The sequence below is a fragment of the Streptosporangium vulgare genome, assembly GCF_042428775.1.
Lineage (GTDB): Bacteria > Actinomycetota > Actinomycetes > Streptosporangiales > Streptosporangiaceae > Streptosporangium > Streptosporangium vulgare.
In genome coordinates, this window is sequence record NZ_JBHMBS010000007.1 from 190,799 (window position 1) to 208,066 (window position 17,268).

The window sequence follows — 17,268 nt, forward strand, 5'->3', positions numbered from 1 at the left end:
ATCACCGTCACTCATGACAAGGGGTATACCACCACGATGAGGAAGATCAACGTACTGGCGCTCGCCGCGCTGGGTACCGCTCTGACCATGGGACTGGCCGCCTGTGGCGGAACGGCCGGTGGCGGTGGCAACACGTCCTCCGGATCCCAGGGAACGGGTGCCGCGGCCTCCGCCGCCAAGTACAACGACGGCTACACCAAGGTCGTCAACCCGTCGGACGCCAAGGGCGGCACCCTCAAGTTCGCCCTCTCCGACGAGCCCGACTCGATGGACCCGGGCAACACGTACTACGCCTGGAACTGGAACTTCACCAGGCTGTACGCCCGTCCCCTGCTGACCTACTCCGCCGAGCCCGGCGACGCCGGTCTGAAGCTGGTCCCGGACCTCGCCGAGGGCCCCGGCGTGGCGAGCGAGGACGGCAAGACCTGGACGTACAAGATCAAGAAGGGCATCAAGTACGACGACGGCACCGAGGTCAAGGCCGCGGACGTCAAGTACGCCATCGCCCGCAGCAACTTCACCGAGGAGCTCACCGACGGTCCGAAGTACTTCGCGGAGTACCTCGACGCCGGTGACTACAAGGGTCCCTACAAGGACAAGAACCTCGACAACTTCAAGGGCATCGAGACCCCCGACGACCAGACCGTCGTCTTCAAGCTCAAGGCGCCCTTCGCCGAGTTCGACTTCCTCGTCGCCAACCCGCAGTCCGCGCCCGTCCCGCAGGCCAAGGACACCGGCATCGACTACGAGAAGGCCCTGGTCTCGACCGGCCCCTACAAGCTCGAGAGCTACGAGGTCGGCAAGCAGTTCAACCTGGTCAAGAACGAGAACTGGGACCAGTCGACCGACTCCACCCGCAAGCAGCTGCCGGACCGCATCGAGGTGCAGTTCAAGCAGAACGCCGACGACATCGACCAGCGGCTCATCAACGGCCAGATCCACGTCGACCTCGGCGGCACCGGCGTCCAGCCGGCGGCCCGTGCCAAGATCGTCACGGACCCCAAGCTGAAGGACTCCACGGACAACCCCTTCACGCCGTTCAACCGCTACGCGATGATGTCGACCGCGGTGAAGCCGTTCGACAACATCGACTGCCGCAAGGCCGTGCAGTACGCCACCGACAAGACCGCCACCCAGGCTCCCTGGGGCGGCCCGCTCGGCGGCGAGATCGGCACCACCGCGATGACCCCGACCACGGTCGGCTACAAGCAGTTCGACCTGTACCCCAACGGTGCCGACCACAAGGGCGACCTGAACAAGGCCAAGGAGCACCTGACGGCCTGCGGCCAGCCGAACGGCTTCGAGACCAACATCGCGGTCCGCGGTGACCGCGTGAAGGAGGTCCAGGTCGCCGAGGCCCTCCAGGCCTCCCTCGACCGCGTGGGCATCAAGGCCACCATCAAGAAGTACCCGTCGGGTGACTGGAGCGCGCAGTACGCCGGCCGTCCGGACTTCGTGCACAAGAACGGCCTGGGCATCATGATCGCCGGCTGGGGCGCCGACTGGCCGTCCGGCTTCGGCTTCCTGTCGCAGATCGTCGACGGTCGCTTCATCAAGGACTCCGGCAACTACAACATGATGGAGCTCAACGACCAGTCGGTGAACGACCTGCTGGACAAGGGCATCCAGACCACCGACACCGCGGCCCGCAACGAGATCTGGGCCCAGGTCGACCAGAAGGTCATGGAGTCTGCCGCCTTCATGTCCTTCGTCTACGAGAAGACGCTGATCTTCCGTCCGTCGACCCTGACCAACGTGTACGTGCACCCGGCCTACGGCATGTACGACTACACGTGGCTCGGCGTCCAGCAGTAGCCCTTCCCTAGTTAGCCAAAGGCAGGTGAAGGCCTGACAGTGCCCGGGAGCGACCCTCCCGGGCACTTTGGCCGAACGATCGTGGTCGCTTTCATCGTCCGCCGCGTGATCGCCGCCGTGCTGATGCTCGCCATCGTCAGCATGGCCACCTTCGCGATCTTCTTCCTCATCCCGCGTGCCCTGGGACAGACCCCCGAGGGCATGGCGTCGCGTTACGTCGGGCGAGACGCCACCCCTGAGGCGATCCAGGGTGCCGTCAAGCGGCTGCACCTGGACGACCCGATCCTGGTCCAGTACGGCCGGTTCGCGCAGGGCATCGTCGCCGGCCAGGACTACTCCCTCGGCCCGCGCAAGGCCGAGTGCCCGGCACCGTGCTTCGGCTTCTCGTTCAACAACAACCAGCCGGTCTGGCCGACACTGCTCGACCGGCTCCCCGCGACGGTCTCCCTGGCCCTGGGCGCCGCGGTCACCTGGGTCGTCGTCGGCGTCAGCGTCGGCGTCATCTCCGCGCTGAGACGCGGCAGCGTGCTCGACCGGGCCGTCATGACGGTCGCCCTGGCCGGAGTCTCGCTCCCCATCTACTTCACCGGCCTGGTGTCGCTGTCGCTGTTCGCCTACACGCTGGGGATCTTCCCCGGCGGAGGCAGTTACACCGGCTTCACCGAGAACCCGGTCATGTGGTTCCAGTCGCTCGTCATGCCCTGGGTCACCCTGGCGTTCCTGTACGCCGCGCTGTACGCCCGGCTCACCCGGGCGGGCATGCTGGAGACCATGGGCGAGGACTACATCCGCACGGCCCGGGCCAAGGGCCTCAAGGAGCGGACGGTCGTGACCAAGCACGCGCTGCGGGCCACGCTGACCCCGATCCTCACCATCTTCGGCCTGGACCTCGGCCTGCTGCTGGGCGGCGCGGTGCTCACCGAGAGCACCTTCTCCATCCCCGGCATCGGCAAGCTGGTCATCGACGCGATCCGGGGCAACGACCTGCCCGTCGTCCTGGGCGTGACGCTGTTCGCGGCGATCTTCATCGTCGTGGCCAATCTCATCGTGGACGTCCTGTACGCGGTGGTCGACCCGAGGGTGAGGCTCTCATGACGACTCCCGCACCGGAGTCCTTCCTGGAACTGCGCGACCTGCGCATCCACTTCCCGACCGAGGACGGCCTGGTCAGGTCCGTCGACGGCCTGTCGTTCAAGCTCGACCGGGGCAAGACCCTGGGCATCGTGGGCGAGTCGGGCTCGGGCAAGAGCGTGACCAGCCTCGGCATCCTGGGCCTGCACAAGGGCGGGCGGGCCAAGATCTCCGGTGAGATCTGGCTGGACGGCGAGGAGCTCGTCGGCGCGAGCGCCGACCACGTGCGGACCCTGCGCGGCAAGAAGATGGCGATGATCTTCCAGGACCCGCTGTCCGCCATGCACCCGTACTACACCGTGGGCGCCCAGATCATCGAGGCGTACCGGATCCACCACGACGTCAGCAAGGCCGTCGCCCGCAAGCACGCGATCGACATGCTCGGCCGGGTGGGGATCCCGCAGCCCGACAAGCGGGTCGACGACTACCCCCACCACTTCTCCGGCGGCATGCGCCAGCGCGCGATGATCGCGATGGCGCTCTCCTGCGACCCCGAGCTGCTCATCGCCGACGAGCCCACCACGGCCCTCGACGTGACCGTCCAGGCGCAGATCCTCGACCTCATGCGCGACCTGCAGAGCGAGTTCAACTCCGCGCTGATCGTCATCACCCACGACCTCGGCGTGGTCGCCGAGCTGTCGGACGACATCCTGGTGATGTACGGCGGCAAGTGCGTCGAGTACGGCACGGCCGAGGACACCTTCTACCGGCCCGAGCACCCCTACACCTGGGGTCTGCTGGGGTCGATGCCCCGCCTGGACCGCGAGCCCACCGAGCGGCTGCTCCCGATCAAGGGCTCCCCGCCCTCCCTGATCAACGTGCCGTCCGGCTGCGCCTTCAACCCCCGGTGCGCCTTCGCGGGCCGTACCGAGGGCAAGGCCACCTCGGAGGTGCCGCAGCTGCTGGAGACCGACGGCGGCCACCTGGTCCGCTGCCACATGCCCCGCGCGGAACGGCGGTCCATCTGGGAGAACGAGATCAAGCCGATGATGGAGAGCACGTGAGCGAGCGAGCCGGTCAGCACAGCACGCCTCGGGTTAGGGAGGACACGTGACCTCGGTCAACGTCGTTGACGACAAGGGCGGCGCGGCCGAGAGGTCTCCCTCCGACGCGCTGCTGTCCGTGCAGGGCCTGCAGAAGCACTTCCCGGTGACCAAGGGCCTGCTGCGCAGGCAGGTCGGCGCGGTCAAGGCGGTCGACGGGATCACCTTCGACGTCCGCAAGGGCGAGACGCTCGGTCTGGTGGGCGAGTCGGGCTGCGGCAAGAGCACCACGGGACGGCTCATCACCCGCCTGCTGGAGCCCACCGACGGCAAGATCGTCTTCGAGGGCCACGACATCACCCACATGTCCCAGGCCAAGATCCGCCCGCTCCGCCGCGACATGCAGATGATCTTCCAGGACCCCTACTCGTCGCTCAACCCCCGGCACACGGTCGGCGCCATCGTCGGCGCCCCGTACCGCATCCAGGGGATCCAGACCGAGCAGGGCACCAAGAAGGCGGTCCAGGAGATCCTGGAGCTGGTCGGGCTCAACCCCGAGCACTACAACCGCTACCCGCACGAGTTCTCCGGCGGCCAGCGCCAGCGCATCGGCATCGCCCGCACGCTCGCGCTCAAGCCCAAGCTCATCATCGCCGACGAGCCGGTCTCCGCGCTGGACGTGTCGATCCAGGCCCAGGTGGTCAACCTCCTGGAGGACCTGCAGAACGAGCTCGACCTGACCTACGTCATCGTCGCGCACGACCTGTCGGTCATCCGGCACATCAGCGACCGGGTCGCGGTCATGTATCTCGGCAAGATCGTCGAGCTGGCCGACCGCAAGGAACTGTACGACTCGCCCATGCACCCGTACACCACCGCGCTGATGTCCGCGGTGCCCGTCCCCGACCCGGCCCGGCGCAAGGACCGCGAGCGCATCCGCCTGCAGGGCGACGTGCCCAGCCCGCTCAACCCGCCGCCCGCCTGCCGGTTCCACACCCGGTGCTGGAAGGCACAGGAGATCTGCAAGACGGTGGAGCCGCCGCTGGCGACGCTGGCCCCGGGACACCAGGTGGCCTGCCACTTCCCGGAGAACGCCCCCGCCGGGCAGCAGGCCCCGCAGGCCGTCTCCGGCTGACCGCCCTCACCCCGCCCCACCCCCGCCCGTACGGACGCCCGTGCGGGCGGGCGCGTGAAGCGGGTCAGGGAAGCGCGCCCGGCGTGATCAGGCCGGTCTCGTAGGCGAGGACGACGGCCTGCACGCGGTCGCGCAGGCCCAGCTTGGTGAGCACGTTGCCGACGTGGGTCTTCACCGTCGTCTCGCTCACCACCAGCTGGGCGGCGATCTCCGCGTTGGACATGCCCTTGGCGATCAGCCGGAGCACCTCCAGCTCACGCTCGGTCAGCCGGTCCAGGCGCGCGGGGGTCGACTGCTGGTGCGCCGAGGGCAGATGCGCCCCGAACTTGTCCAGCAGCCGCCTGGTGACGCTCGGCGCGACGATCGCGTCGCCCGCCGCGACCACCCGGATGGCCTGCACCAGCTCCTCGGGCGGCACGTCCTTCAGCAGGAACCCGCTCGCCCCGGCGCGCAGCGCCTCCACGATGTACTCGTCGAGGTCGAAGGTCGTCAGCACCAGCACCCGCGGCACGTGCGCGCCCGCGGTGGCCTCCCGCACGATCCTGCGGGTCGCCTCGATGCCGTCCACGCCCGGCATCCGGATGTCCATCAGCACCACGTCGGGCAGCAGCGCCCGCGACTGGTCCTGCGCGGCCTTGCCGTCGCCCGCCTCGCCGACCACCGTGAGATCGGGCTCGGCCTCCAGGATCAGGCGGAAACCCGTGCGCAGCAGCGGCTGGTCGTCCACCAGCAGCACTCTGATCGTCATCACGTGTCCTTGAGGGGGAACCGGGCATTGACCTCGAATCCGCCCCCGTCGCGCGGGCCGATCCTCAGAAGTCCACCATAGAGGGCGACACGTTCCCGGATGCCCGCCAATCCGTGCCCGGCCACCTCCTCGTCCGCGTCGCGCGCCTCCGGGCCGAGGCCGTCGTCCTCGACCTGGATGGCCAGCTCGCCTGGCTCGTGGCGCACCGTCACCCAGGCCCGCGCCTGGGGCCCCGCGTGCCGCAGGCTGTTGGTCAGGGCCTCCTGGACCAGCCTGTAGGCGGCCAGGTCGACACCGGGAGGCAGCGACCCCAGCGATCCCGGTGATCCCGCCCTTCCCGGTGCTCCTGCCGCTTCCGCCGCTCCCGGCGTTCCCTCCGCCCCTCCCGCGGGAGAGGCGCCCCGCTCGTCCTCGATCCACAGCTGCGTCCGCAACCCCGCCTCGCGCATCTGGTCGACCAGGGCCGGGATCTCACGCACCCCCGGCTGCGGGTTGCGCTCCGCGGGCGTCCCGTCGGTCCTGAGCACGCCCACCATGCTGCGCATCTCCGACATCGCGGTCCGGCCGAGCTCCTCGATCGCCGACAGGGCCTCCCGTGCCCCGTCGGGGTTGCTGGCCAGCACCCGCCGCGCCGCGGCGGCCTGGACGGTCATCACGCTCACGTGGTGGGCGACCACGTCGTGCAGCTCGCGGGCGATGCGGGAGCGCTCCTCCGCCCTGGCCGCCCGGGTGTCGGCCTCCCGGGCGCGCTCCATGCGCCGCGCCCGGTCGCGCAGCTCCGCCTGGTAGGCCCGGCGCAACCGCACGCTCCGGCCGGCGACCCACAGGGAGGCGGTGAACACGGTCATCAGCAGGAGGCCGCCCCAGCCGCCGAGCCCGCCGAGCCCGTAGAGCCCGTAGAGCCCGTAGAGCCCGTAGAGCCCGCCGAGCCCGGCGCCCGCCGCCGACGACAGGACGTGACCGGTGAGGGCCAGGGCCGGAGCGCACAGGCTGAGCGCCAGGCCGCGCCCGGCGGCGATCGTGTAGACCAGCACCAGGGTGACGAGCCAGAGCAGGGAGGGGTTCCGGCCCGTGGCGGCCAGTGTGACCTCGGCCACGCAGACCAGCAGGAGCATCAGGAACGGCCGGTGGCGGCGCAACGTCACCGACAGGCAGCCGGCCACGATCAGGCCGAGGCCCATCGCGTCGGGCGCCCTCAGCCGGTCGGGGTCGCCGAAGACGTGGGCCGCCTGGGCGAAGGGGACCGAGGCGGCGGCCAGCGCTCCACCGAAGATCGCGTCAGGAATCAGCGGGTGCCCGCGGAACCAGGTCCGAAGGCTGCCGATGGTGTTGCGCACACAATCAATTTAGGCGCCCTTCTCCGGGCGCCACCCTGCCAGAGGTGGATATCGCCCTCATCCCCGCGAAGGATCCGCCCCGGGAAACGGTCGGGCACATGCCCGGGACAGACGGGCACCTGCCCGGGACCGGCCCGGGGAGCGCCGTGAGGCCGCGCCGGGGTCGGTCCGGGGAATGCTCAAAGCCGCGCCGGGGCCGGGCCGGGGAGCGCTGTGAGGCCGCGCCGGGGTGGGCCGGGCCGGGGGAGCGCCGCGGGGGAGCCGGGTCCGAGTGGCCGGGACCGGGAGACGCCGGGTCTGAGCGACCGGACCGGGAGGCGCCGGAATCGCCGCCGTCACGGCCGCTAGAGCTCGTCGGTGGCCGCCCTCGAACTCCTGGCGGGGCGCCGGTTGCTGCGGACGGTGTCGCCGGGCTGCCGCTCGGGCACGGGCGGGGGAGTGCCGCCGAACTCCGGGCACAGGTCCTGGTAGCTGCACCAGCCGCACAGCCTGCTGGGCCTGGAGCGCCACTCGCCCGTCTCCAGGGCCCGCTCGATGGCCTGCCACAGGGCCTGGACCTTGCGCTCGGTGGCGAGCAGGTCGGCCTCGTCGGGGACGTAGCGCAGGACCTCGCCGTCGCCCCCGAGATACATCAGCTGGAGCATGCGGGGCACCGAGCCGCGCAACCGCCACAGGACCAGCGCGTAGAACTTCATCTGGAACAGCGCCTTGGCCTCGAAGGCGGGCCCGGGGGCGCTGCCGGTCTTGTAGTCGACGACGCGGACCTCGCCGGTGGGCGCCACGTCCAGCCGGTCGATGTAGCCCCGCAGCATCAGGCCGCTGCCGAGCACCGCCTCCACGTAGAGCTCCCGCTCGGCGGGCTCCAGGCAGGTGGGATCCTCGAGGGAGAAGTAACGCTCCAGCATCTCGCGGGCCTGGGCCAGCCACTCGGCGCGGTCGTCGTCGCCGGTGAACATGCCCGCGTACGACGGATCCTCCTCCTGGAGCCTGTGCCACTGCGGCTCCAGCAGGTCCTGGGCCGCGGTGACCGTGCGCTGCGGGGCGGGCAGGTCGTACAGGCGCTCCAGCACCGAGTGGACCATCGTGCCGCGCACCGCGGCGGGCGACGGCGGCTCGGGAAGCCGGTCGATCACCCGGAAGCGGTAGAGCAGCGGGCACGTCATGAAGTCACCCGCGCGCGAAGGCGACAGGGCTCCGACGATCGTGGGCTCGGTCAGCGACATGACCGCACTGTAGGTCACGGTGACGACAGTTTGTGCCCGAGGCGCCCTCGCGGCGTCTGCCGGAGGCCCGGCGGCGCGTACCATCGAGGCCTGAGGGTGGATGGGACGAGGAATGGTGAGCCAGCGGTGAGCAGCGACAGCCCACGCCAGGACAATCCGGGGTTGCGGATGGGCCGCCCGTTCGGCATCCCGATCTACGTCTCGCCGACCTGGTTCATCGTGGCGGCGTTCATCACCTACTCGTTCCAGAGCGTGGTGGCCTACCGGCTGCCCGACCTGAGCACCCCGCTCACGTACGTCGTCGCGTTCGTCTTCGCGGTGCTGCTGTACGTCTCGGTGCTCCTGCACGAGCTGGCCCACTGCGTGGTGGCCAGGATGTACGGCCTGCCGGTCCGGCGGATCACGCTCTACCTGCTCGGCGGCGTCTCGGAGATCGAGCGCGAGCCGGAGACCCCCGGCAGGGAGTTCATGGTGGCCTTCGCCGGGCCGCTGCTCTCGCTCGGGCTGGCCGCGCTCGGCTTCGCCGCCTCCTACGTGATCGCCCCCGGCACGATCATCGCCGTCCTGGTCTTCCAGCTCTGGCTCGCCAACCTGATGGTCGGGGTCTTCAACCTGCTGCCGGGACTGCCGCTCGACGGCGGGCGCATGCTGCGGGCGGGCGTGTGGAAGATCACCCGCAAACCCGTCTCCGGCACGATCGCGGCCGCCTGGGCCGGCCGGGTGCTGGCCGTCGCCCTGGTCGTGCTCCCCATAGGCCTGGCGCTGGTGGCCGGGCAGGAGCCGGAGACGACCATGATCGTCTGGACGATGCTGCTCGCCGCCTTCATCTGGTTCGGCGCCACCCAGGCACTGCGCGGCGCCCGCGTGCGGGCCCGCATCCCCGAGGTCAACGCCCGTGCCTTGGCCAGGCGGGCCATCGCGGTGACCGGCGACGTGCCGCTGGCCGAGGCCCTGCGCCGGGCCACGGAGGCGCGGGCGGGGGCGATGGTGGTGGTCGACCACGAGGGCCACCCCACGGGCATCGTGAACGAGGTCGCGGTGGAGGCCACCCCGGAGAGCCGCCGCCCCTGGGTGACGGCGGGTTCGCTGGCGCGCAGCCTGGAGCCGTCGCTGGTGCTCGCCGCCGACCTGGAGGGGGAGCCGCTGATCGAGGCCATGCGCGAGTCCCCGGCGGGGGAGTACCTCCTGGTCGAGCGCGGTGGCGAGATCTTCGGCGTGCTCGCGACCTCGGACGTGAACCGCGTGTTCAGCGGGGTTTAAGCGAACCACAGGTCGTTCACAGGCGTCTCACTGGATACTCGCCGATGACGGGGACAGGGACGGGGCGGCAGGAGAGGATCATGCCCGTTCGTCCTACTCGTCTTCGGCACTTACCAGGACTAGGGTTTTGACCAGCGATCGGGCTGGCCAAGTAGCTTAAGGGACGTCAATTGGCACCCCCCCAAACACCGGCTCCGGCCGGCGATCTGACGCCGGATCTCCTCGGCGCCCCCGAATGGACCGATCAGATGGTCGCGGCCGCGGGCATTCCCATGTACGACATCCCCTTCCTCACGGTCGGCGGCGGCATGGGCTCCTTCGTGACGCTCGACTACCTGAGGATCTACGGTGTGCCCACCTCGCAGATGCGGGTGGTGTCCAACATCGACCATCCGTGGCAGACCTACGAGTTCCTCACCAGGTGCTCGCAGATCCCCCGGAGCGAGCGGATCCGCTCCGACTCCTCCTCCCGCCCCGACAACCTGTGGGGATTCCCCTCCTACGCCCTGGAGGAGGCGTGGAAGGAGAAGAAGCCGTCCTACCTGTGGCAGATCCTCACCGAGCCGCTCCTGAACGACTACTGGACCCCGCGCGCCGGCACCGTCTTCGAGAACCTCGAACGCGAGGCCAAGCGCATCAACTACTGGGACATGCTGGTCAAGGGCCAGGTGCGGATGGTGCGCCGCAGGGCGGGCGGCGGCTACTTCACCGTGGTCACCCCGCCCGACGGCGCGGCGCCGACCAAGCGCATCATCTTCCGCTCGCGCTTCGTGCACGTCGCGATCGGCTACCCGGGCCTGAAGTTCCTGCCCGACCTGCAGGAGTTCCGCACCAAGCACGGTGACTACCAGCACGTCGTCAACGCCTACGAGCCGCACGAGCAGGTGTACGAGTTCCTGAAGACCCGGCCGGGCACCGTGGTCATCCGCGGCGGCGGCATCGTCGCCTCCCGGGTGCTCCAGCGGCTGTTCGACGACCGGGAGAAGTACAACCTGCAGACCCAGATCATCCACATCTTCCGCACGTTCGTCAGCGGCTCGCACGGCCCGCACATCTGGTCGCGCCGCAAGGGCGGCGACGGCTGGGCCTACCAGGGCTTCAACTACCCCAAGTCGGTGTGGGGCGGCCAGCTCAAGGCGGAGATGCGCAAGCTGGAGGGGGCCGACCGCGCGAAGAAGTACAAGCAGATGGGCGGCACCAACACCCCCTTCAGGCGGCGCTGGCAGGAGCAGATGCGGGCGGGCCGCAGCGGCGGCTACTACCACCCCGTGCAGGGCACCGTCGACCGGGTGGAGCAGAGCCGCGACGGGCGGCTCGTCAGTTACGTGCGCAGCGGCGACGGCATCGTCCGGGAGCCGGTGTCCGACTACATCATCGACTGCACGGGCCTGGAGGCCGACATCGCCGAGCACCGGATCTTCGCGGACCTGCTCCAGTACGGCGGGGCGGGCCGCAACCCGGTGGGCAGGCTGGACGTGGAGCGCCACTTCGAGGTGAAGGGGACGGCGAGCGGTGACGGCGCCCTCTACGCCTCCGGATCGGCCACCCTCGGCGGCTACTTCCCCGGCGTCGACACCTTCCTCGGCCTGCAGATCGCGGCCCAGGAGATAGCCGACGACCTGGCGAGGCGAGGATTCGTCAAGAAGATGGGACCGCTGCGGTCGACCTCGCAGTGGTTCAAATGGGCCCGCAACTCGTCGGTGTAAGGAGTATCTCCCGTGGTTCCGACCCTGATGGGCCGTATTCAGACGCGCCTGTTCATGCTCGCCACCGTCGGTGTGGTCATCACCCTGCTCATCGTTCCGCTGCTTCCCGGTTCCGGGCCGCTCTCCGGACGCTACGTCAACGGCCTCCTCGTGATCGCGGCGGTGGCCGTGCTGGGGGTCGTCTGGGAGCTGATATACCACTTCCTGATGCAGTTCAGATGGGAGAAGGACTGGCCGACCCTGTTCGGGCTGCTGACACTCGTGCCCGAAGGTCTTGTGCTGTACTTTTTGCTACGGTCCGGTGCAGTTGATTTCATCGATCCGGTCCCGCCGGCCGCCTTCTGGACGCACTTCACCGTCGTCTGGGTAAGCATCTGGTTGGTGACGAACGGTCCCATGAGGGTGCCGTTCATCCGGTGGCGTTTCCGGGGAGGGAGAGTTCTGTGACCGACCAGGGCTTCGGGGTGGTGCGTCCGCTTCCGGGCAACGGGCTGGTGGCCCATGAGGGCGGCCTGCTGCTGGTGTGCGACGCGGCCGAGGCCGTCGTCGAGGATCTGCTGGGAGCGCTTCGGGAGACCGCGGCCTCCGGCGGCGACGGCCGGGCGCTGGCCCGCCGGGTCGCCCAGATCCTCGCCGTGATGATGGGCGAGCCGGTGGCGTGCGCCGTCGCCGGTCCCGTCAGCGGGGGAGTGGCCGTGCTGGTCAGCGGCCCGGCGTTCGCGTCGGTGACCGGCGCGAACGGTGAGATCCAGCTCGCCGGCCGTGACGCGCTCACCTGGTCCGACCGGCTGGTCCCCGGCCCGGTGACCCGGGTGGAGCTGCGCCTGCCCGACGCCGGGGACGCGCACCCGCTGTCCCGGCTGGACGCCGGGGTGATCGTCGCGGGTGGGGTCTGGTGCGACCTGACCGAGGCGGGCGCCGCCCCGCGGGCCGTGCCGCGGACGGAGTCCGCCCCCCAGGGGCAGCACGCCCAGCAGGTCCAGCAGGACGTCCAGCACGCCGCGCCCCGGATGGAGCCCGCGGCCCCCGCACCCACCCCGATGCCCGCGCCGCCCGAGCGGGCGGCGCCCCCCGAGTGGTCGGCCCCTCCGGAGGCCGCCCCGCCCGCGCCCTACCCGATGGGCCCGGCCGAGCCCTACCCCCCGGTCGCCCCGCCGGTCGAGCCGCGGCGCGAGCCGCAGCCGCAGGGCTGGCACTCCGAGCCGATGCCGCAGGGCCCGCTCTCCTCTCCCGGCCACTCGGGCGCCCACTCCGGCGGCCCCTCCACCGGGCCCGCCCCCGCGGTCGTCCACCACGAGGACATCGACACCGCCATGGCGAGCGGCATCGGCGGGGACCCCGTCGACGTGCGCGACCAGCCGTTCGAGTACGAGCTGCTGACGCCCGGGGGCTCGCAGCCGGGGAACGAGCCCTCCGGCCCCGCGGCCGAGCCCGAGGCGCGGCCGCTGGTCTACGGGGTCGACTGCAAGAACGACCACTTCAACGACCCTCGCGTGCCCTACTGCGCGGTCTGCGGCATCGCGCTGGTCCAGCGCACCCTGGTCCCCTACAAGGGGCCGCGCCCGCCGCTGGGGGTGCTGCTCCTCGACGACGGCCTGACGTTGCGGCTCGACACCGACTACCTGGTGGGCCGCGACCCCGAGCGGGCTCCCGAGGTGGCCGACGGCTCGGTGCGCCCGGCGAAGGTCACCAGCCCCGACGGCTCGGTCTCCCGGCGCCACCTGCGGGTGGCGCTGGACGGCTGGGACGTCAACCTGGTCGACCTGGGGTCGGTGAACGGCACCCAGATCCAGCCGCCCGGCGACCCCAACTTCTACGACATCCCGCCGAACGAGCCGGTCGCGATCCTGCCCGGCACCACCGTGCGGATCGGCGTCTCGCGCACCATGCGCTACGAGTCGCACCGCAACCGCTGAGAACGCTCACCCCTGAGAACGCCCGTCGCCGGGAACGCTCACCGCTGAGAACGCCCGGCGACGAGAACGCCTCGCGCCTTCCGGGCGGCACGGCCACGGCCGTGCCGCCCGGCGTGTTCTCCGGGGACCTCCCAGATTCCGGGCCTCACAGAGCAGTCGCCGCTCCCGGTGCTCCCGGGGCTGGAGGGTGGGACGGGCGGGTGGTCAGGGCCGCACGACCGGGGTGACGGGTGAGAGCAGGCCGCGCAGGGCGGAGACGGCCCCGGCCCAGTCGACCGGGTCGGCGTCCTGCTCGGCGCGGACCAGCAGGTGGGCGCCCTCCGGGGCGTTCACGGTGTCGGCGGCCACGACCAGAGCGCCTTCCGGGACCGGGCCCGAGCCGGCCTCCACCCCGAGCCTGACCAGTCGCTGGGCCAGCGCCGAGGCCCGGTTTCCTCCGGTGAGCACGAGGGGGCACCCCAGCAGCATCGCGAGGGTGAGTGCCACGTGGGCGGCCGCGTCGTCGCCCGAGCCGTGGTGCACCGCCACCGGCCCCGGCTCGGAGCCCGGCCCCGCCCCCTCGAACAGGAACGGGGACTGGGACACGGCCGCGGTCACGGTCACCACGCGGCAGGTTGCGCCGTCGCGCACACCGGCGTGGCCGGGGACCCCGGCGGGCAGCACGAGCAGGTCGGGCAGGGCGCCGGAGGCCAGCCCCGGCAGCTCGCCCGCCACGTCCGCGCTGAACCGGCTCACCACCCTGCTGTCCGAGCCGCGCTCGCGGGCCGTGGCGGCCAGCGTCTCCAGCTCCTGAAGGGTCTCGGCCAGTTCGGCCAGCTCCGAGGAGAGGCCGCTGCCGACCTCCAGGCGCCCCGCCGGGTAGGGGCGCAGGTGACCCAGGACCACCTCGGACGGGGCTTTCGAGAGGGCCAGGGTGGTGGCCAGGCCGACCAGCGGGGCCTGCTCGGCGGGAGGCTCCGGCACGATCACCAGCACCCGGTGGGCGGCGGTCACCCCGAGGGCGGCGCGCTCGGCGTCGGCGATGTCGCGGGCCACCCGCCGGTCGGGGTAGAGCCTGCGCACCAGCGGGCCGGTCATCGCGGTCGTGACCAGGGCCATGACCACCATCAGCGAGTACAGCTCGTCGTCGAGCACGCCCTTCTGCAGGCCGACGGTGAGAATGACGATCTCGGTGAGCCCTCGCGTGTTGAGCAGGGCGGCCAGCGTCCAGGACTGCCGGGCGGGCAGCCGCTGCGTCCGGGCGGCGGCGTAGGAGCCGAGCAGCTTGCCGCCGATCGCGACGGCCAGGATCGCGGCGAGGGTGCCGAGGCTGGACAGGTCGAGCTCGCGCAGGTTGACGTTGAGACCCGCCACCACGAAGAACATCGGCAACAGCAGCAGCACGGCGAGCTGCTCCAGCCGCTCCAGGATCTCGTGGTTGAGCCGCTCCGCCCCCTCGCGGGGCATCACCGTGCCGAACACGAACGCCCCGAAGATGAAGTGGACGTGCATCCACTCGGTGGCCCAGGCCGACCCGATCAGGCCGATGAGCACCAGCGAGAGCAGGCCGGGCGTGAGCCGCCCCGCCCTCTCGTACGCGGGCACCAGGCGGGCCAGCAGCGGCTTGACCACCAGGAACATCACCAGCGCGTACGGCAGGGCGAGCAGGACCTTCCACTGTCCCTCGGCCTCGCCCGCCCCGGCGATGCCCACCACCACCGCCAGGACGGTCCAGGCGAGCACGTCGATGACGGCCGCCGAGGCGAGGGCGAGGCCGCCGAGCGTGATGCGCTGCATTCCCCGGTCGGTGAGGATCCTGGCCAGCACCGGGAACGCGGTGGCGGCCATCGCCGCGCCCATGAACAGCACGAACGGCAGGGTCCTGTCACCGCCCACGTGCTCGCCCGCGATGGAGAGCGCGAGCACGCAGCCCAGGACGAACGGCACCACCGTCGAGCCGAGCGCCACGGTCACCGCGATCCGGCCCTTGCCCCTGACCAGCTTCTGGTCCAGCTCCAGGCCGACGACGAACATGAACAGCACGAGGCCGACGTTGGCCAGCGCCTGCAGCGGGGGCCGCATCTCGGGTCCGAACAGCCGGTCGCCGATCAGGGGCCCCAGCAGGGTGGGGCCCAGCAGGATGCCCGCCACGATCTCGCCGATGACCGGTGGCTGTCCGAGTCGCCTGGCGAGCGCGCCGAACAGCCGGGCCGCCGCGAGGACGATGACAAGGTCGAGCAGGAGCAGGTCCATATGGAGCACTTGCCAGCACGCTTTCCGTATGCAAAGAAAAGCCCTGAGAATGTCGAGGGCGACGTTACCGTGTGGGGAATGTCGTCGCGAACGTTGCGCGGGCATGGAGGGAGACCGTTGGTGGAAGGCATCGCCGATTACGAGTTCGTCCGGTCGTTGGGGGCGGGCAACCACGGCGAGTTCTACTTGGCGAAGAAGCCGGAACGGTTGCCCGTCGAGGCGGACCTGGTCGCGGTGAAGGTGGTGGGCGGCACCGGGAACGACGCGTTCCGCCGCGCCACGAGGGAGCTGAAGGCGTTCGCCGCGGTGCGCTCCCCGTACCTGGTGCGCCTCTACGACGCCGGACAGCAGGGCGGGGTGTTCTACTACTCGATGGAGTACCTGCCGGGCGGCTCGCTGGCGCGTCCCGCGGAGCCCCCCTCGCGCGAGCGGGCGCTGCGCGCGATCGCCTGCGTCTCGCACGCGGCGCAGGCGCTGCACGAGGAGGGGATCGTCCACCGCGACATCCGTCCCGGCAACGTGCTGCTCACCGACGACGGCGGCAAGCTCTCGGACCTGGGCCTGTCGCAGGTGCTGATGCCGGGCGCGACGGTGACCGGGATGGGCGACATCGGGTCGGTGGAGTTCACCGATCCCGCCCTGTTGCAGGGGGAGACCCCCACCCCCGCGGGGGACGTGTGGTCGCTGGGCGCGACGCTGCACTGGGCGGTGAGCGGCAACGGCCTCTACGGGGAGCTGCCCACCCACGACCCGCTGCTGACCCTGCGCAAGCTGAACAGCACGCCGCCGTCGATCGACCCGGGCCTGGAGCCCGAGCTGTCGGACCTGGTCCAGGCCTGCCTCGGCGACGCGGCCAAGCGGCCCACCGCGAGGGGAGTGGCCGACCGGCTCTACGCGCTGCTGGTGTGAGCACTCTCGCGGTTCGAGGACCCTCGCGGTCCGGCGAGGGTTCCCCGGGCCGGACCGCCGCGGCCCGGGACGCCCTGCCGGGCCGGGACGTCCCATCGAGGAGACACGGGAGGGCGACCAGCTCTACGGCACCCGGGTCGTCAACGCGCCGGGACGTCCCATCGAGGAGACACGCGCCCGGCCTCGCGTGAAGGCCGGTCCTACCCGTCGGCCCCGCCGGCGGGGCGGAGGCGGCCCAGTTCGGCGTCGAGCATCCGTTCCAGGCGCTCGGCGCCGAGCCTGTCCGGATAGAGCAGGTGGTGCGCGCTCAGCCCGTCGACGAGGGCGAGCAGCCGCTCGGTGACGTCGTCGAGGTCGTCGGAGGTGGCGATCTCCCCGCCTCCGGCCGCCGCGCCGAGCAGGCTGCGTACCAGATAGCGCAGCTCCTCGGCCTCGGCGCGCTGTGCCTCCAGCATCGCCGGGCTGGTCATGCTGCGGCTCCAGAAGCCGATCTCCAGCGCGCTCTCCCCGGCGCGCTCGTCGTCCAGCGGAAGGTTGTCGAGGAGGAGCTCGCGCAGCGCGGCGAGCCCGGTGAGGCCGGCCAGCTTGCCGCGCAGGCGCTCCACGATGCGCCGGTGCGAGGAGCGCAGCGCCGACAGCATGATGTCGTCCTTGTCGGCGAAGTAGTGGGTCAGCACGCCGTTGGAGTAACCGGCCTCCCTGGCGATGGCCCTGGTCGTGGCGGCCTCGATCCCCTCGCGCAGGATGACGCGGCGCGCGGCCTCGACGACCTCCTCGCGGCGCTCGCCATGATCGACGATCTTCGGCACCTCGTTCCTCCCCGGTTTCGCGACGGATCCGTTGACATTTTAGTCGGTCGCCCGTCTATTATCC

14 protein-coding genes are annotated in these 17,268 nt (G+C 71.0%); 9 read left to right on the plus strand and 5 right to left on the minus strand.

Annotated elements, in window-relative coordinates; all coding sequences use genetic code 11:
• Positions 1 to 36: 36 nt before the first annotated feature.
• The 4 genes from ACFFRH_RS17200 (at position 37) to ACFFRH_RS17215 (ending at position 5,064) form a co-directional block, all read left to right on the plus strand.
• Entirely contained in the window at positions 37 to 1,815 is a 1,779-nt protein-coding gene (locus tag ACFFRH_RS17200; protein ID WP_386157650.1) for an ABC transporter substrate-binding protein, read from the plus strand.
• 81 nt (positions 1,816 to 1,896) lie between these two features.
• Positions 1,897 to 2,910 (plus strand): ABC transporter permease, encoded by a 1,014-nt coding sequence (locus ACFFRH_RS17205; protein WP_386157652.1) that lies wholly within the window; start codon positions 1,897 to 1,899, stop codon positions 2,908 to 2,910.
• Positions 2,907 to 3,950 carry an ABC transporter ATP-binding protein gene (locus ACFFRH_RS17210; protein WP_386157655.1) on the plus strand — a complete coding sequence of 348 codons (1,044 nt, stop codon included), beginning with the start codon at positions 2,907 to 2,909 and terminating at the stop codon, positions 3,948 to 3,950. Before ACFFRH_RS17205 ends, ACFFRH_RS17210 begins: the two co-directional genes overlap by 4 nt.
• Positions 3,951 to 3,996: 46 nt before the next feature.
• Positions 3,997 to 5,064 carry an ABC transporter ATP-binding protein gene (locus ACFFRH_RS17215; RefSeq protein ID WP_386157658.1) on the plus strand — a complete coding sequence of 356 codons (1,068 nt, stop codon included), beginning with the start codon at positions 3,997 to 3,999 and terminating at the stop codon, positions 5,062 to 5,064.
• Positions 5,065 to 5,128: 64 nt separating this feature from the next.
• Here ACFFRH_RS17215 and ACFFRH_RS17220 read toward each other — a convergent pair whose 3' ends face one another.
• From ACFFRH_RS17220 to ACFFRH_RS17230, 3 genes are all read right to left on the minus strand, one after another.
• On the minus strand, positions 5,129 to 5,812 hold the full coding sequence (locus ACFFRH_RS17220; protein ID WP_350967820.1) for a response regulator: 684 nt from the start codon (positions 5,810 to 5,812) through the stop codon (positions 5,129 to 5,131).
• Positions 5,812 to 7,149, minus strand: coding sequence for a sensor histidine kinase (locus tag ACFFRH_RS17225; RefSeq protein ID WP_386157663.1), 1,338 nt, complete (start codon positions 7,147 to 7,149; stop codon positions 5,812 to 5,814). The genes ACFFRH_RS17220 and ACFFRH_RS17225 overlap by 1 nt, the downstream gene beginning before the upstream one ends.
• 344 nt (positions 7,150 to 7,493) lie before the next feature.
• Positions 7,494 to 8,372 carry a RecB family exonuclease gene (locus ACFFRH_RS17230; protein WP_386157667.1) on the minus strand — a complete coding sequence of 293 codons (879 nt, stop codon included), beginning with the start codon at positions 8,370 to 8,372 and terminating at the stop codon, positions 7,494 to 7,496.
• Positions 8,373 to 8,540: 168 nt separating this feature from the next.
• Here ACFFRH_RS17230 and ACFFRH_RS17235 point away from each other — a divergent pair, with 168 nt between their 5' ends.
• From ACFFRH_RS17235 to ACFFRH_RS17250, 4 genes are all read left to right on the plus strand, one after another.
• A complete protein-coding gene (locus tag ACFFRH_RS17235) occupies positions 8,541 to 9,632 on the plus strand; it encodes a site-2 protease family protein (protein ID WP_386157933.1) in 1,092 nt (363 codons plus the stop codon).
• Between the two features lie 170 nt (positions 9,633 to 9,802).
• Positions 9,803 to 11,338: a hypothetical protein gene (locus ACFFRH_RS17240; RefSeq protein ID WP_386157670.1), complete on the plus strand. Its 1,536-nt coding sequence runs from the start codon at positions 9,803 to 9,805 to the stop codon at positions 11,336 to 11,338.
• Between the two features lie 12 nt (positions 11,339 to 11,350).
• Positions 11,351 to 11,785: a hypothetical protein gene (locus ACFFRH_RS17245; RefSeq protein WP_386157673.1), complete on the plus strand. Its 435-nt coding sequence runs from the start codon at positions 11,351 to 11,353 to the stop codon at positions 11,783 to 11,785.
• The gene (locus tag ACFFRH_RS17250) at positions 11,782 to 13,254 is read left to right on the plus strand and encodes an FHA domain-containing protein (protein WP_386157675.1); all 1,473 of its coding nucleotides are present in this window, start codon (positions 11,782 to 11,784) and stop codon (positions 13,252 to 13,254) included. Before ACFFRH_RS17245 ends, ACFFRH_RS17250 begins: the two co-directional genes overlap by 4 nt.
• Before the next feature lie 204 nt (positions 13,255 to 13,458).
• Here the strand turns inward: ACFFRH_RS17250 and ACFFRH_RS17255 are convergent, their stop codons facing one another.
• A complete protein-coding gene (locus ACFFRH_RS17255; protein ID WP_386157936.1) occupies positions 13,459 to 15,486 on the minus strand; it encodes a cation:proton antiporter in 2,028 nt (675 codons plus the stop codon).
• Between the two features lie 120 nt (positions 15,487 to 15,606).
• On the opposite strand from ACFFRH_RS17255, the gene ACFFRH_RS17260 reads away from it, so the two are divergent.
• Complete coding sequence (locus ACFFRH_RS17260) at positions 15,607 to 16,395, plus strand: serine/threonine-protein kinase (RefSeq protein ID WP_344743385.1); 789 nt, start codon at positions 15,607 to 15,609, stop codon at positions 16,393 to 16,395.
• Positions 16,396 to 16,595: 200 nt separating this feature from the next.
• On the opposite strand, the gene ACFFRH_RS17265 is transcribed toward ACFFRH_RS17260, so the two are convergent.
• Positions 16,596 to 17,204, minus strand: coding sequence for a TetR/AcrR family transcriptional regulator (locus ACFFRH_RS17265; RefSeq protein ID WP_344743384.1), 609 nt, complete (start codon positions 17,202 to 17,204; stop codon positions 16,596 to 16,598).
• Positions 17,205 to 17,268: the final 64 nt, after the last annotated feature.

Excerpts from the sequence above, each read along its gene's own strand:
- ACFFRH_RS17200 (WP_386157650.1), top strand. The coding sequence starts at position 37 with ATGAGGAAGATCAACGTACTGGCGCTCGCCGCGCTGGGTACCGCTCTG.
- ACFFRH_RS17210 (WP_386157655.1), top strand. The coding sequence starts at position 2,907 with ATGACGACTCCCGCACCGGAGTCCTTCCTGGAACTGCGCGACCTGCGC.
- ACFFRH_RS17220 (WP_350967820.1), bottom strand. The coding sequence starts at position 5,812 with ATGACGATCAGAGTGCTGCTGGTGGACGACCAGCCGCTGCTGCGCACG.
- ACFFRH_RS17230 (WP_386157667.1), bottom strand. The coding sequence starts at position 8,372 with ATGTCGCTGACCGAGCCCACGATCGTCGGAGCCCTGTCGCCTTCGCGC.
- ACFFRH_RS17235 (WP_386157933.1), top strand. The coding sequence starts at position 8,541 with ATGGGCCGCCCGTTCGGCATCCCGATCTACGTCTCGCCGACCTGGTTC.
- ACFFRH_RS17255 (WP_386157936.1), bottom strand. The coding sequence starts at position 15,486 with ATGGACCTGCTCCTGCTCGACCTTGTCATCGTCCTCGCGGCGGCCCGG.